Below are 15,386 nucleotides of genomic sequence, written 5' to 3'. Positions count from 1 at the left end.
CGGCCGCGACGGCCAATCCCGCGGCCGTCAGTCCACATGCGACAGACAGCGCCTGGCGTGCGCTCACCCGGCCGGACGGGATGGGGCGGTGCGGGCGCTCCACCGCGTCAACCGAGCGGTCGGCCCAGTCGTTGGCTGCCATGCCCGCCCAGTAGAGGCACACCGACGCGGCTGCGACCCCGGCTGTGCGGGGGCCCAGGCAACCGGCGGCAGCGGCGCCCGCCACTGCGTCGCCCGGCACGGACAGCGCGGCCGGGGCGCGCACCAGCTCGACCAGATCACGCGGTTTCACGGGCCCACCCCGACACCCAATCGCACAACAGCCGCCATTGATCGGGCAGCGCATGCGGTACCACCCCAATGGGATCTTTAAAGAAGAAGGCGAGCTGCGTGAGCGGTCCGGAAATGCCACGGCTGTGCGCGGCGGCGGTGAGCCGGGCCAGATCGATCACCAGCGGCGCGGCAAGGGCCGAATCGCAGCCGTGCCAAGTGAATTCCAGGCGCATGCGGGTGCCCAGGAAGCCGGAAAAGGTGATCAGGTCCCAGGCGGTCTTCAGGTCGCCGATGTCGGGGACGTAATCGATGCGCGTGCCGCCCTCGGGCTCGTAGCCCAGGATCTCCCGAAGCACACGCTGCTTGCTGGCCACCTTGACCGCGTTGGCCCCCGGGTCGGCCAGATTGGCGCCGTCACCACCGCCCAGCAGGTTGGTGCCCGACCACGACCGCACCCGCAGGTTGCGCATCGCGAACATGGGCGCCAGCACCGACTTGAGCAGCGTCTCCCCGGTCTTGCCGTCGTTGCCCGCGTAGGGGAGTCCATGGTGGACGGCCAGCCGCATCGCCTCCGGATGCCGCGCGCCAAGCGACGGAGTGAAGTCCACATAGGAGCATCCGGCGGTGAACGCGCCACAGGCATAGCGCGAACTCGCGGGCAGCCCGTCTGAGGAGGGTTCGGTGGACGAGACGTTGACGACGACCACCCGGTCGAGGCGATGCTGCTCCCGGAAGCCGGCCACATCGGCGGCCACCTGTTCGATGGAGGTGGTACCCGGCCGCAGGCACGCCTCGATGCGGTGCAGCTCGTCGGCGACCGCCTCGACGATGGCCGCCGGCAGCACGCCCGAGCCCACCAGCGCATGAGCCTTCTTCACCAGGGGCACCGAGCTGGTGTCGTGCCCGCCGAAGACCAGATCGTTCAGCGCGGGCAGCGCCGCCGCATCGCGTAACCCGGGGAGCTCGGTGACGCAGCCGACGGGCTCCGCCAGCCCGGCTCGGGCGGCAAGCGTCCCGACCATCGTCGTGACGGCGACCGATCCACGGGCACCAACCAGCCATACACCTGTGCGCACCATCGGCCTCATTCCTGTCGTCGGTGAACCGTCGGACAGGCGTGCGCCGATCACGCCAGTAGATCTCCAGTTTTAGATACATCCAGAAAACAGTCAAGGCACGGGCGGAGCGGTGCTTTCCCGCACGATCAAGTTCGTGGCGAGCTCGAGCCCGGTCTGACGGGGGTTTTCACCGCGGCCGAGAGCCAGGGCGAGCTCGGTGGCGGTCATCGCCATCTCCACCAACGGCTGGCGGACTGTCGTCAGCGGCGGGTCGGCACACATGGCCACGGGCAGGTCGTCAAACCCCACGATGCTCAGGTCGCGTGGAATGGAAAGCCCCGCATGCCGCGCGGCCCGATACACGCCGACGGCCTGAACGTCACTGCAGGCGAAGATGGCTGTTGGGCGTTCCGGACGGCGCAATAGCTCACGCGCCGCGACCTCACCGCCCTCGGGGCTGAGGTCGGTCCGCACTGCAAAGCCGGTGCCGACGGGAAGTCCGGCGGCCTCCATCGCCGAGCGGAAACCGTCCAACCTGGCCTGCCAGGACGGAGCATGGTCCGGGCCGGCGATCATCGCGATGCGACGGTGGCCCAGCTCGATCAGGTGCCGGGTGGCGCTCCGCCCGCCGGACCAGTTCGTCGCGCCGACAAAGGGGACGCCGTCCGGCAACTCGACGTCGGGGTCGAACAGCACGAACGGGATCCCTCGCGCCTTGAGCCGGCCACGGTGCGCCGCCGAGAGCCGCGCGACGCTGACCACGCAGGACGGACGGCGGACCAGGACGTCGTCGATCCAGCGGCGGGCGGCGGGCTCATGCGGGCCCAACTCCGAGAGCAGCATGCCCGCGTCGTGTTCGCCGGCCGCGCGCCGTACCCCGCGGATGATCTCTATCGCCCACAGGTGTTCCAGGTCGTCGAACACGAGCTCCAGGGTTTCGCCCGCACGTTTGGGCGGTTCGGGTCTCCGATAACCGAACTCGTTGATCACCGCCTCGACCCGCGCACGGGTGTGCGGTGCCACTCCCGGCTTGCCGTTGAGCACCTTCGACACCGTCGGGATCGACACGCCCGCCGACTCCGCGATGGAGGAGATCGTCACGGGCTTGAACGCATCCATGGGCGGATCTGCCTGCGTCACAGCGATGTCACCTCTTGTCCCGCGGATCGAGGCTTTCACTCTAGACAGTGCGCCTCCGTGTGGAGCGAAAGAGCAGGTCATGCGCATTGACTAATGTCAGTTCATCCGATAGTTTCTTTCACGATTCGGAAATGTTAGCGTTCACATCTCGGGAGATTAACGGAACATAAAAAGATCTATCCACCGAGGCGCCCGCGGCCACGTCCCTGGTGCGGGTAATGCCTCGGCTCCGTCCAACCGAGCCGGCTACCGCCCACGCCGCACGCCGACGGTCGGAGGCGGTAGTCATCACCACCGCCTCACCAAGGGAGGCCACACCCGTGTTGTCGACAAGGAAGCGGCTGACGGCGTTCGTACTGACCGCGTCTCTCGTCCCGATAGTCCACAGTGGAGCGCCAGCGCAGGCCGCTCCTGTGACGTTCACCAGCACCATGCTCAACCAGGCCAACGGAGCCTGCACAGACATCCCCAACAGCTCGTCGGCCAACGGTGTGCAGCTTCAGCTGTGGTCCTGCCACGGCGGCGGCAACCAGAGCTTCACGTTTGCTCCAGTCTCCGGGACCGCCGACCAGTACAACATCCGGACCATGACCAGCGGCAGTTGCGTGGACGTCAACGGCGCGTCCACGGCGGACAACGCCGCGATCATCCAGTGGAGCTGCCACACCGCCAACAATCAGCGCTTCCGGCTGCAACCGGTCACCGTGCCGGGCGCGACCAACACGTTCACCGTCGTGTCCGTCCACTCCGGAAAGTGCGTCGCGCCCAACGGCGATGGCACGGCCAACGGCACCGGGCTGGTGCAACTGCCCTGCACCACGGCAGCGACGCGCGTCTGGCGGCTGCCCGGCTACAACCCGGGCGGCGGGGACCCGTGGCCGCCGTCGGCGCAGTTCAACAATCCGGTGATCTGGCAGGACTTCGCCGATCTCGACATCATCCGGGTGGGCGACACCTACTACTACTCGGCCTCGACGATGCACTACTCCCCGGGAGCGCCCATCCTGCGCTCATATGACCTGGTCAACTGGGAGTTCGCGGGCCACTCGGTGCCGACTCTCGACTTCGGGTCCAGCAACTACAACCTCAGCGGGGGCCGTGCCTATGTCAAGGGGATCTGGGCCTCCACGCTCAACCATCGACGCAGCAACAACACCTTCTACTGGATCGGCTGCATCGAGTTCAACCGGACCTACGTCTACACCGCGTCGACCGTGGAAGGGCCGTGGCAGAAACGTTCGCAGATCAACAACTGCTACTACGACGCCGGGCTGCTGATCGACGACAACGACACCATGTATGTCGCCTACGGAGCCACCAACATCAGCGTCGCCCAGTTGTCCGCCGATGGGCTCAGCCAGGTGCGGGCACAGCAGGTATTCACCACGCCTTCGAGCGTGGGAGTCCTTGAGGGCGCCCGGTTCTACAAGCGCAACGGGAGTTACTACATCTGGCTCACCCGCCCGGCCAACGGCCAGTACGTGCTGAAGTCGAACAACCCGTTCGGGCCGTATGAGATGCGGCAGGTGCTGCTCAATCTGCCGGGCCCCATCGCCGGTGGCGGCGTGCCCCACCAGGGCGGGCTGGTGCAGACCCAGAACGGTGACTGGTACTACATGTCGTTTGTGGACGCCTATCCCGGCGGCCGGGTCCCCGCCATGGCCCCGGTCACCTGGACCGCGGATGGCTGGCCGGTCCTGCAGACCGTCAACGGCCGCTGGGGCAATTCATATCCCTACCCGAACGTGCCGCGGCCGCCGCGCACCGTGAAGCCGCTCACCGGAGTCGACACCTTCGCCGGGACGACGCTCGGGCCGCAATGGGAATGGAACCACAACCCCGACAACACGAAGTGGTCGGTCAACAACGGGCTGCGGCTGTCCACCGCGACCGTGACCAACGACCTGTACAACGCGCGCAACACGCTGACCCATCGCATCCAAGGCCCCACGTCCACGGCCACGATCGTGCTCAACTACTCCGAGATGCGCGACGGCGACCGGGCCGGTCTCGCGATGCTGCGCCAGTCATCCGCCTGGATCGGCGTGAAACGAGACAACGGCACGACCCGGGTCGTCATGACCAACGGGCTCACCATGGACGGCAACTGGAACACGACGGGCACGGGCAGCGAAGCGGCCAGCGCCGGGATCTCGGGCGGGCGAATATGGTTGCGGGTCAACGCCGACATCCGCCCGGGTGCCGACAGACAGGCGCGTTTTTCCTACAGCGCCGACGGCGTCAACTTCACGCCCCTGGGCCCCGGATTCACGCTCAACAACGCCTGGCAGTTCTTCATGGGTTATCGCTACGGCATCTTCAACTACGCCACGCAGGCCCTGGGCGGAACGGTAGCCGTGGAACGGTTCGAGCTCACCACGCCGTGACCGTCCAATAAAGACATCCTCGGGGGCGCCAGTCCGGGTTGGCGCCCCCGAGGATCCCGCCTATGTGTAAGGAGACGTGAAACATGAAACCTCGTATCCGCCCAGGCCGATGGAGCGCGATACTGTCGGTCGCGATGGTTTTGGTGGCCGCAGCGGCGGTGATCCTGCGCGGGTCCACCGTGCAGGCGCTGGACAACGGGGTCGCGCGCACGCCGCCGATGGGCTGGAACACCTGGAACACCTTCGGTTGCAACATCAATGAGACACTGATCCGGCAGATGGCCGATGCGATCGTCAGCAGCGGGATGCGCGACCTCGGGTATCACTACGTCACCGTCGACGACTGCTGGTTCAACCCGAATCGCGATTCCTCCGGCAACCTGCAGGGTGACCCGGGCCGCTTTCCCAGCGGAATGAAGGCATTGGGGGACTACCTTCACGCCAGGGGCCTCAAATTCGGTATCTACCAATCGCCCATGGACCAGACGTGCGCGCAGTACTTTGACGCTTATCCCGGCTCGACCGGAAGCCGTGGACACGAGGCACAGGACGCGCGGCAGTTCGCCGCCTGGGGCGTCGACTACCTCAAATACGATTGGTGCTCCCCGGAAGGCTCGATCCAGGACCAGGTGGCCAGGTTCGCCATCATGCGCGACGCACTGGCCGCGACCGGCCGCCCGATCGTGTACAGCATCAACTCCAACAGCATTCATTCGAAGACCGGTCCGCAGCGCAACTGGGGCGATGTGGCCAATATCTGGCGCACCACCGAGGACATCACCAACGCCTGGGACACCGGCCAGACAAACGGATATCCCATGGGTATCCAGAACATCATCAACGTCAACGTCCCGCTCGCCGGATACGCCGCGCCCGGTCAGTTCAACGACCCGGACATGCTCGAGGTCGGCCGGGGCGGCATGAACGACACGGAGATGCGCAGCCACTTCGCCATGTGGGCCGTGATGGCCGCGCCCCTGATCGCGGGCAACGACATCCGATCCCAGTCGGCGGCCACCAAGGCGATCCTGACCAACCGGAACCTGATCGACATCAACCAGGATCCGCTCGGCCTCCAGGCGACTCAGGTTTCCTTTGACGGTACCCGGCGCGTGCTCGCCAAGCGGCTCGCCAACGGCGACGTCGCAGTCGCCCTGTTCAACCAGGGCGGCACGACGACCACCATCTCCACGACCGCCGCGGCCATCGGGAAGTCCGGGACGTCGTTCACCCTTCGCGACGCGTGGACCGACGGCACCAGCACGACCACCGGTGCCATCTCCGCCAGCGTCCCGGCTCACGGCACCGTGGTCTACCGCGTCAGCGGCGGCGGCAACATCAGCCCATCGCCAACGACCACCGCACCGACCACGGCCACGCTGGTCAGCGCCGCATCCGGGCGGTGCCTCGATGTGCCGAACAGCAGCACCGCCAACGGCACCCAGCCCGTCATCTGGGACTGCAACGGCCAAGCCAACCAGCAATGGACGCTCAACGGAGCGACCCTCCGGTCGCTTGGCAAGTGCCTCGACGCTCCCAGCAACGCCACCGCCGGCACCAAGGTACAGATGTGGGACTGCCACGGTGGTAGCAACCAGCAGTGGAGCCTCAATGGCGATGGCACGATCCGCGGTGTCCAATCAGGACTTTGCGTGGACGTCAACGGGGCCGCCACGGCCAACGGCACCACGGTGATCCTGTGGACGTGCACCGCGGCCGCCAACCAGCGCTGGACACGTCGCTGAAGATCAGAAACATGCGGGCCCCGCCGGTAGCGGCGGGGCCCATTTTTTGTGCTTGGTCAGCTGCGCAGGGTCCATTGCTGGTTGGCGCCGCCGTGGCAGGACCACAGGTGAAGCAGGGTGCCGTTGGCGGTGCCCTGTCCGCTCGCGTCCAGGCACAGTCCGGATTGGACTCCGGTGATGGTGCCGTTGGCGTTGACGTTCCACTGCTGGTTGGCGCCACCGTGGCAGTCCCAGATGACCACACGGGTGCCGTTGCTGGTGCCCTGTCCGCTGGCGTCGAGGCACTTGTTGCCGTACACCATCAGCTGCCTGCTGCTGGTGTGGGTGAAGCGCTGGTTGGTGCCGCTGTGGCAGTCCCATATCTGCAGCTGGGTGCCGTTGGTGGTGGAGGAGTTGGGCACGTCGGCACAGCGACCCGAGGCGACACCGACGATCTGGGCACCCGGCTGGGTGGGTGGTGAGCCGATTCCCGCCGCCGCCATCACGTTGCGCGCGGCCTGCGGCCAGTTGCCGCCGCTGACCAAGACGGTGCCGGTGTTGGTGTTGCCCCGTTGGCCGCTGACGATGTTGGTGTTGCTACTCGTCGTCCAGTTGTCGGTCACGGTCAGGTTGCCGGTGTTGTTGTTCGCCCAGTGCTGGCCGTAGGCCCACTGCCCGATGTTGTCGAAGACGTTGTTCGCGGCGGATTGGTACCGCGCACCTTCGTCGAAGTACAGGCCGAGCCACCCGTTGGTGTTGCGGAAGTAGTTCTGGTTGATCGTCGTGCCGGGCAACGCGGAGAGGCTGTAGAACGCGGCACCGTCGGTCATCTGCCGCATCACGTCGTGCACGTAGTTGGCCTGAACCCGGTAGTTTCGCGCGATGGTGGCGGTGGTGTACTTCGGTTGGTAGTTGTAGAGACCGCGGTCGGTGTAGTCCTGGCTTCCGCCCGCGTCGTTGGCTCCCCAGCCATAGCCGATCGAGATGCCGGTGTAGGGCAGGTTGTAGACCTCGTTGTTGGACATCGTCGAATCGGCGAGGTAGGTCATGAGCAGTCCCACATGGCTGCGGTATTCGATGGCCACGTCGTGCACGAGGTTGTGGCTGTAGACGATGTCCCGATTGAGCATCCGGCTGTCGCTCGGGTGATGGGCGTCGGCCTGCACCCCACCGGCGATGACGGCCCCCGCCGAGATCTGCTCGAACACGTTGCGGACGACGTCGATGTTGCTGGCGCCGAGACCGACACCCGTGCCGTGCGCGTTGGCGTCATTGCCGATGCCGAGGCCGACCTGGCCGAGATTGGTGAACCTGTTGTCGGAGAACGTGATGGTGTGCGCCGCAGACACCTGCACGGCCGCGGGCATCTGGCGCCAATGCGGCCGGGCGGCCTCGAACGCCGGGCAGCCGGACTGGCAGGAGTTCAGCCAGTCGGCGGGTCGGTTCCAGTTGCCGTAGATGTAGGCACCGGTCTGCTGATCGGCGTAGCCCTGGTTGCTGCTGGGGTGCAGCCAACTGGTGTGCGAGAACTGCAGGCCGTTGAAGGTCAGGTGATGGGCCGGTGTCGCGTAGCTGCCACCGATGCGCAGCAGCGACTCCAGACGGGGCAGCTGGATGTCGGACGAGGCGATGTTCTCCCCGCTCAACGGCTTGTAATAGAGCACTCCCGCGCTGGTGTCCAGATACCACTCGTCCGCGGTGTCAAGGAATTCGCGCGCGTTGACCAGGTACAGCGGGCCGGCGCGGAAGGGCCTGGACAGCGTGTCGTAGCCCCAGGTGTTGTTGTTCCACGCGGGCTGATCCATCGTGAGCCGGTTGTTGCTGATCGACTGCACCGGCGCGTACCGATCGGTGAACGAGTTGACCGATTCCAGCTCGATCCGATCCTGGTTCGTGAGGTTGTTCAGGTAGGACAGCGCACCGTTGGTGAAGGTGAGACCGGTGGTGGTGAAGGTGAAGTCGGCCCGGTTGACCTGTGTCCGGGCGCGCGTGGCGATGCGGCCGTTGACGTAGAGCTGCCGCGTGTCGAATCCGGTACCGACGTTGGCCCGCCAGATGTTCTGGGCGGAGTCGGCCAGCGTCCAGCCGGTCACGCGCTGCCCGCCGGAGATGATCGGGCGCGTGCCCGCCGCCGCCTGCCAGGACACCGTGTAGCCATTGGCACCGGAGTCGGCCGCGGTGAAGGTGAGCGGTGAGCTCAGGGCGTAGGTTCCGCCGGCGAGCTGCACGACAATGTCTCCACTCATCGTCGGCACGAGCGCACGGACGGCTGCCTGCGCTTGAGTCAGCGAGCACGGCTGCGCCGATGAGCACGCCGTGCCGGACCCGTTCGGCGACGCGTAGAGAGTCGTCGTGGCGGCCGACGCGGGAGCAGCCACGACCACCGCGGCGGCCGCGGTCATCAGTCCTGCCACGGCCAGCCGGGCCAGCCCGTGCGGGACGGAGGGTGAGGATAGGGACATGCGAATCTCCTCAAGGGGGATTGTTTGGTTGAGCGGCGCACACCGAGGCGGGAGTCGAGCCGGTAACCGGCTCTCGGCGGACATGGTGAACCTCCCCGGGGAAGCGCCGCATCGAGCCGATGCGACCGAGGTGACCTATGTGGAGCAAGGTGCCGGGCGATGGCCGCCGGGTCGGCAGTAGCCCTGGCACCGTTGCGGCCGCTCTCGTCAGGCGGCGGGCGAGAACGGTGACACGGAGCTCATCTATATCGGCCGGTGTTTGCACGGAATCGTAACCACGACATCCCACGCTTGGAAAGGTGTGACGTCTCATGTTTGCGAATTTGCTGGGGAAGCCCCCATGGAGCACGGGCTGCCGCTCCACTTTCGACTATGTCTGGAGGGCATTCATCCCATGGCTCGGTGCTACGGTTCTTCGCGCAGGTGCTGACGCAGCCATGTCTCTGTCGTGGTGATGTGCATCAGGGCCGCGGCGTGGGCGCGGATGGCGTCGCCGGACACCAGCGCCGCGTAGATCGCCTCGTGTTCGCGCAGTGTCTGGCCCGCGGCCGCGGCGTCAACCAGTCCGCGCCACACCCGTGCGCGCACCGTGCGGCTGGAAATGCCGTCGAGCACCGTCGACAGGGTCTGGTTGCCGGTGGCGGCGAACACCGCGCGGTGAAACGCCGCGTCGTGCTTGTTGAGCAACTCGACATCATCGGCCGCCGTGCGCATCGCGTCGAGGTGTCCCTTGATCTCCGCCAGCTGGACGGAGGTGATCCGGGTGGCGGCCAGCGCGGTCGCGGCCGGCTCGAACAACCGGCGCACCTCGGTGAGCTCGAGCATCGTGTCGCCCTGGAGCAGCTCCACGGCCGCGCCGATGCCTTCCAGCAGAAGTTTCGGCTCCAGGCTGGTCACGAACGTGCCGTTGCCCCGGCGCACCTCAAGCACCCGCGCGGCCACCATCGCCCGCACGGCCTCCCGCATGATGTTGCGCCCCACGCCCAGCTCGGCGGCCAGTTGAGGTTCGGGCGGCAGCTTGGATCCCGGCGGGAGCTCGCCCGACTGGATGAGCTCACGTATGCGGGTCATGGCCTTCTCGGTTTGCGACATGTGAAGTTCCTTGGGCGTTCGGTCCGGGACGAGGCCGGAGCTCAGAAGAAGGTTGCCGTGTGCGACCGTTTCGCACAAGGCAATCCCATGTCTCCACGAGATCGAGGCAACGACTTTGTCGTGCCGATTGAAGAATTACTTGACGTGTTTCGGGTTTCCGAGAACTCTAGACGAATCCGTATGGCAGGGGTTATAAAGACATCCCATGACGGCCGCGTTTCGTCATAGTTTCGAACCACACGCAAGCGGCGCAGGGCATCGCCGTGCGCGTCGGATGAAGCACTATATAGCAGTATAAAAAGAGGTATTGACTGATCTCTTTCCTTTCGGTACCTTTAGCAAACTCCGAGATGTTAACGCTCACATTCCTTGGATCATGAACGGATCGGTCCTGAGGCAGCGGGACCCCGTCCGCGAAGCGAAACCGCGTGGTTAGGAGCCGGGCCACCCGCGGGCGTCCTGGAGGCAAGCGCCGCAACGCGATGCGTGACGAGGCTTGCTGCCCACCGAGAAGGGATTGACGATGGCTTCCTTGACAGCCCGGCCGCGACAAAGTGGCCGGCCCGGGGATCCCAACTCCGGCGACGACAGCGCCCTGCCGTGGCGGCTCGCCCTGCGCACCCAGACCAACTCCACCTGCTGAGCACCCGCGAGGGCCGTCGCCTTGGGCCTGCGCAGCCGGGGCGACGCCCTCGCGGGGAACCGACTAGAAAGGTTGGCGGGCATGTCCGGTCCCCTCAACCCATCCCGGCCCAATCGCCGCGCGTTGCTTGCCGCGCCGCGGCCGCGGTCGGCGGCTACCACCAGCAGTGGCGGCTGACCAGCGTGGGCAACTGCCGGGTACCAAATCGTCAACCGCGGCACCAACACCGCACTCGACGGCATGGGCAACATCACCGCCGGTTCCACCGCATCCATGTGGGCGCCCAACACGAAACACCAACAACCACTGGACCATCACCGCGGTGTGACCGGCAGTGCAATCGCTCCCCAAGTACAAAGGAGACAACGCAGTGAGACAAACATCCACCCGTTGGCTGCCGGCGGCGGTGGCCGCCTTGGCCGTCGCCGCCGCGGCGGCGTATGCCGTGACGGGCACCAGCCCATCCGCGTCGGCCGCACCCTCGTCCGGTTGCGGCCGGACGCCGACGATGGGCAACGGCACCCACACCATTCAAAGCGGTGGCCAGAACCGCCAGTTCATCCTGCGGAGGCCCAACAACTACAACAACAACACCCCGTACCGGATCATCTTCGCCTATCACTGGCGAGGCGGCACCATGAACGATGTCTCGACGGGCGGATCGAGCGGGGCCGCCTGGGCGTACTACGGGATGCAGGAACAGTCCAACAACACCGCGATTCTCGTGGCGCCGCAGGGCCTCGGCAACGGCTGGCCCAACTCCAACAATCAGGACGTCACCTTCACCGACGACATGATCCGGCGAATCGAGGGGGACCTCTGCGTCGACACCTCGCTGCGCTTCGCCATGGGCTTCAGCTACGGCGGCGGGATGAGCTACTCGCTCGCATGCAGCCGGGCGAACGTCTTCCGTGCCGTCGTGGTCTACGCCGGTGCTCAGCTCAGCGGATGCAGCGACGGCAGCCAGCCCATCGCCTACTTCGGGATCCACGGGATCTCGGACAACGTGCTCAACATTTCTCAGGGCCGGTCGCTGCGCGACAGATTCCTGCGTAACAACGGGTGTGCGGCCCAGAACGCGCCGGAGCCTGGGCAGGGCAGCGGCAGGCACATCACCACCACGTATTCGTGCCGCGCAGGCTTCCCGGTGCAGTGGGCGGCGTTCGACGGCGGTCACGGTCCGGCACCGGTGGAGGGATGCTCCGGCTGCGAGGACGGCGTCAGGACCTGGACCAAGGGCGAGGCGTGGCGGTTCATCTCGCAGTTCGTCGGCGGCCCGTCGCCCAGCAACCCGCCGACCAGCAGCCCGCCTGCCAGCAGCCCGCCGCCCGGTCAGCAGAACGTCCAGATCGTCGGGGCTCAGTCGGGTCGCTGTGTCGACGTGGCCGGGGTCAGCACCGCCAACGGTGCGCAGACCCAGTTGTGGGACTGCCACGGCAACACCAACCAGCGCTGGTCCTACAACGCCGGCAGCAGGCAGCTGACCGTGTACGGCAACAAGTGTCTGGACGCCAGCGGACAGGGCACCAGCAACGGCACCCGTGTGGTGATCTGGGACTGCAGTGGCCAAGCCAACCAGCAGTGGAACGTCAACTCCAACGGCTCCATCACCGGAGTCCAATCCGGACTGTGCCTGGACGCGAGTGGAAACGGCACCGCCAACGGCACGCTGCTTCAGCTGTGGTCCTGCCACGGCGGCGGCAACCAGCAATGGAGCTTCCGTAACTGACCGCGTTTTCGGGGCCGAGCGATCGCCGTTCGGCCCCTTCGCATGCCTATCAAGGAGCAATGGTGAAACTCGTATCGAGGCGTGGCATCGCTCTGATAACAAGCCTGCTCTGTGTCACGACTTTTCTTCCCGCCGTTGCCCGTGCGGACAACCCGATAGTCCAGACCATCTACACCGCCGACCCGGCTCCGTTGGTGCACAACGGCCGGGTGTACCTCTACACCGGGCACGACGAGGACGGGTCGACGTGGTTCACGATGCGTGAGTGGCGGGTGTGGTCGTCGGCGGACATGGTGAACTGGACCGATCACGGCTCGCCGATGAGCCTGTCCACATTCAGCTGGGCCAGCGCCGACGCCTGGGCGGGCCAGGCCATCGAGCGAAACGGCAAGTTCTATTGGTACGTGCCGGTGCGACGGTCCAACGGATCACAGGCCATCGGGGTCGGGGTCTCGGACAGTCCCACCGGGCCCTTCCGCGACGCCCTCGGCCGCCCGCTGATCGAGAACGCCGAGATCGACCCCTCGGTTTTCATCGACGACGACGGGCAGGCGTACCTGTACTACGGCAACCCGAACCTGTGGTATGTGCGGCTGAACGCCGACATGATCTCCTACTCGGGCAGCCCGACCCGGATTCCCCTTACCACGGCGGGATTTGGCGCCCGCAGTGGAAGCACCAGCCGTCCGACCCTCTATGAAGAGGGTCCGTGGGTGTACAAGCGCAACGGCTTGTACTACATGGTGTTCGCGGCGGAGTGCTGCTCCGAGTACATCGCCTACTCCACGGCCCCCGGCCCCACCGGACCGTGGACCTATCGCGGCACCATCATGCCGAGGCAGGGCGGCAGCTTCACCAACCACGCCGGGGTCATCGATTTCAACGGCGGCTCGTACTTCTTCTACCACAACGGCGCACTGCCCGGCGGTGGTGGCTTCACCCGCTCGGTGGCCGTGGAACGGTTCGCCTACAACGCCAACGGCACGTTCCCCACGATCAACATGACCACCGTGGGTCCGCCCCAAGTCGGCACGCTCAATCCCTATGTGCGCCAGGAAGCCGAGACGATCGCGTGGGCCTCCGGCGTCGAGACGGAGCCGTCCACCGAAGGCGGGATGAACGTCGGTTGGATCGAAAACGGCGACTCTATCAAGGTCAAGGGCGTCAACTTCGGCACCGGTGCGACCTCCTTCTCCGCGCGGGTTGCCTCAGCGACCAGTGGCGGCAACATCGAGCTCCGATTGGGCAGTGCCACCGGCACACTTGTCGGGACATGCCGCGTGCCGGGCACCGGCGGCTGGCAGACCTGGACCACCGTTTCGTGCTCGTTGAACGGCGCCGCCGGAACCCACGATCTGTATCTCAGATTCACCGGTGGCGGCGGCTCGCTGTTCAACCTGAACTGGTGGCAGTTCAGCGGCACGCCCGGCGGCGGCGGAAATGTGCTCACCAACGGCGACACGGAAGGCGGCGCCACCGGCTGGTCGGTGTTCGGCAGCGGGACGCTGTCGTCCAACACCGCTGTCACGCACGGCGGGACGCGATCGCTGCTGATCACCGGGCGCACCGGCTCGTGGAACGGGCCGGGTCAGGACGTCACGGCGAAGCTGACCAACGGCAAGAGCTACACGACGAACGTGTGGGTGCGCACGCAGTCCGGCACGCCCAGCGCGAAGGCGACGCTGGCGCTCACCGCCAACGGGTCGACCAGTTACGTCCAGCTGACACCGGCGGCGACCGTGAACGCCAACGGCTGGACGCTGCTCACCGGCACCGCGACGGTGTCGTGGACGGGCACGCTGTCCGGCGCCACGTTCTACGTCGAGACGGCAGCGGGCACCGACAACCTCTACGTCGACGACGTCTCCATGCAGTAGGAAGGCCAACGGATGAAAGGAATGCTGCGCGCCGCGCTCGCGGTGGGCGCTGCGGCGCGCAGCACCAACAACCACTGAACCATCACGGGAGTCAGAATGGGCCTAACGTTGCAGCCGCACCGGATCGCCCGGACCCATGCGCCTGACCAGCCAGGCCTCGGTGATGTGGGTGAAGACCGCCTCGGCGGCACCGTCGGGGTCGTGCGCGGCGATGCGTTCATAGATGCGGCGATGACCCCGGTTGGACGCCACGCACAACGCACGCTCGGGATGGCCCATGTATCTGGCCGTGTTGATGACCTGGCTCTCCAGCGCGCGCACCACGGCACGGGCGATGCGGTTCCCGGAGGCCTGCATGATCACATCGTGAAAGGCGCGGTCGTGCACGGCGTAGGTGATGTGGTCGTCGACGAGTGTGTCCATCCGGTCCACCAGTTCGAGCAGCCGCTCGACGACCTGCGGGGTGGCCACCCGCGCGGCGACGTTGGCCATGTCCGACTCCAGCAGGCGCCGGGTGACCACGAGATCGTCGAGGACGTCCAGGCCGTCGTCTTCGGCGATGCTCGCCGCGAGGACAAGCTCGTCGAGCATGTTCCACATGGCCGGTGGCGTGACCGTGGTCCCGGCTCCCTGGCGGACCTGCACGAGTCCCTTCTCCTGCAACATCTTCACCGCTTCGCGGACGACTGTGCGGCTCACGGAGAACGTCTCGCAGAGGGCCGGCTCGGGCGGCAGCACCACGCCGGGCGGGTGGACCCCGCGCACGATGCGCTCCACCAGCTCCGCGGCCACCGCGCTGGCGAGGTTGGCGGGTCGCTGAGCCCAGGCCGGGGGCGGCGAAGCGCTCACGGCCGGTTGGTGCGGTGCCGTCATGTTTCCTCCGGTGCCCAACTGCGAGCGGGGCGACTCGCGGGCTCAGTATACGCAGACCGTTGACATCACACATCATACGACTTATGTTTGCGGGCAATCTGACGGCCGGTCCTCGGCCCTCTCTCGAG

10 protein-coding genes are annotated in these 15,386 nt (G+C 66.4%); 4 read left to right on the top strand and 6 right to left on the bottom strand.

Annotation, left to right across the window (positions count from 1 at the left end):
* From DM816_RS00455 to DM816_RS00445, 3 genes are all read right to left on the bottom strand, one after another.
* Nucleotides 1-292: UbiA family prenyltransferase (locus tag DM816_RS00455; protein WP_246001371.1), on the bottom strand; the 292-nt coding region annotated here is incomplete at its 3' end.
* Complete coding sequence (locus DM816_RS00450) at nt 279-1,349, bottom strand: inositol-3-phosphate synthase (protein ID WP_117208012.1); 1,071 nt, start codon at nt 1,347-1,349, stop codon at nt 279-281. The genes DM816_RS00450 and DM816_RS00455, both read right to left, overlap by 14 nt.
* Nucleotides 1,350-1,442: 93 nt before the next feature.
* Nucleotides 1,443-2,471, bottom strand: coding sequence for a LacI family DNA-binding transcriptional regulator (locus tag DM816_RS00445; RefSeq protein WP_211588488.1), 1,029 nt, complete (start codon nt 2,469-2,471; stop codon nt 1,443-1,445).
* Between the two features lie 431 nt (nt 2,472-2,902).
* Between DM816_RS00445 and DM816_RS00440 the strand changes: the two genes are divergently transcribed.
* Nucleotides 2,903-4,858 (top strand): family 43 glycosylhydrolase, encoded by a 1,956-nt coding sequence (locus DM816_RS00440; RefSeq protein ID WP_246001380.1) that lies wholly within the window; start codon nt 2,903-2,905, stop codon nt 4,856-4,858.
* An 83-nt stretch (nt 4,859-4,941) separates the two neighbouring features.
* Nucleotides 4,942-6,603, top strand: coding sequence for a glycoside hydrolase family 27 protein (locus tag DM816_RS00435; RefSeq protein WP_117207998.1), 1,662 nt, complete (start codon nt 4,942-4,944; stop codon nt 6,601-6,603).
* Nucleotides 6,604-6,659: 56 nt separating this feature from the next.
* Here the strand turns inward: DM816_RS00435 and DM816_RS00430 are convergent, their stop codons facing one another.
* The gene (locus tag DM816_RS00430) at nt 6,660-9,044 is read right to left on the bottom strand and encodes an RICIN domain-containing protein (RefSeq protein WP_117207997.1); all 2,385 of its coding nucleotides are present in this window, start codon (nt 9,042-9,044) and stop codon (nt 6,660-6,662) included.
* 405 nt (nt 9,045-9,449) lie between these two features.
* A complete protein-coding gene (locus DM816_RS00425) occupies nt 9,450-10,136 on the bottom strand; it encodes a FadR/GntR family transcriptional regulator (RefSeq protein WP_117207996.1) in 687 nt (228 codons plus the stop codon).
* Nucleotides 10,137-11,149: 1,013 nt separating this feature from the next.
* Between DM816_RS00425 and DM816_RS00415 the strand changes: the two genes are divergently transcribed.
* Both DM816_RS00415 and DM816_RS00410 read left to right on the top strand, forming a co-directional pair.
* Entirely contained in the window at nt 11,150-12,508 is a 1,359-nt protein-coding gene (locus tag DM816_RS00415; RefSeq protein WP_246001370.1) for a ricin-type beta-trefoil lectin domain protein, read from the top strand.
* Nucleotides 12,509-12,570: 62 nt separating this feature from the next.
* Nucleotides 12,571-14,385 (top strand): family 43 glycosylhydrolase, encoded by a 1,815-nt coding sequence (locus DM816_RS00410; RefSeq protein ID WP_425455196.1) that lies wholly within the window; start codon nt 12,571-12,573, stop codon nt 14,383-14,385.
* Between the two features lie 102 nt (nt 14,386-14,487).
* On the opposite strand, the gene DM816_RS00405 is transcribed toward DM816_RS00410, so the two are convergent.
* Nucleotides 14,488-15,258 (bottom strand): FadR/GntR family transcriptional regulator, encoded by a 771-nt coding sequence (locus tag DM816_RS00405; protein WP_117207994.1) that lies wholly within the window; start codon nt 15,256-15,258, stop codon nt 14,488-14,490.
* Nucleotides 15,259-15,386 lie beyond the last annotated feature (128 nt).

This window comes from Allorhizocola rhizosphaerae, assembly GCF_003426775.1.
GTDB lineage: Bacteria > Actinomycetota > Actinomycetes > Mycobacteriales > Micromonosporaceae > Allorhizocola > Allorhizocola rhizosphaerae.
Note: the sequence above shows the minus strand (reverse complement) of the source record. Positions and strands in the feature narration are given on the sequence as shown.

Bases quoted from the DNA above. Each gene is read 5' to 3' on its own strand.
- DM816_RS00425 (WP_117207996.1), bottom strand. From the start codon at position 10,136: ATGTCGCAAACCGAGAAGGCCATGACCCGCATACGTGAGCTCATCCAG.
- DM816_RS00430 (WP_117207997.1), bottom strand. From the start codon at position 9,044: ATGTCCCTATCCTCACCCTCCGTCCCGCACGGGCTGGCCCGGCTGGCC.
- DM816_RS00405 (WP_117207994.1), bottom strand. From the start codon at position 15,258: ATGACGGCACCGCACCAACCGGCCGTGAGCGCTTCGCCGCCCCCGGCC.
- DM816_RS00440 (WP_246001380.1), top strand. From the start codon at position 2,903: ATGCTCAACCAGGCCAACGGAGCCTGCACAGACATCCCCAACAGCTCG.
- DM816_RS00435 (WP_117207998.1), top strand. From the start codon at position 4,942: ATGAAACCTCGTATCCGCCCAGGCCGATGGAGCGCGATACTGTCGGTC.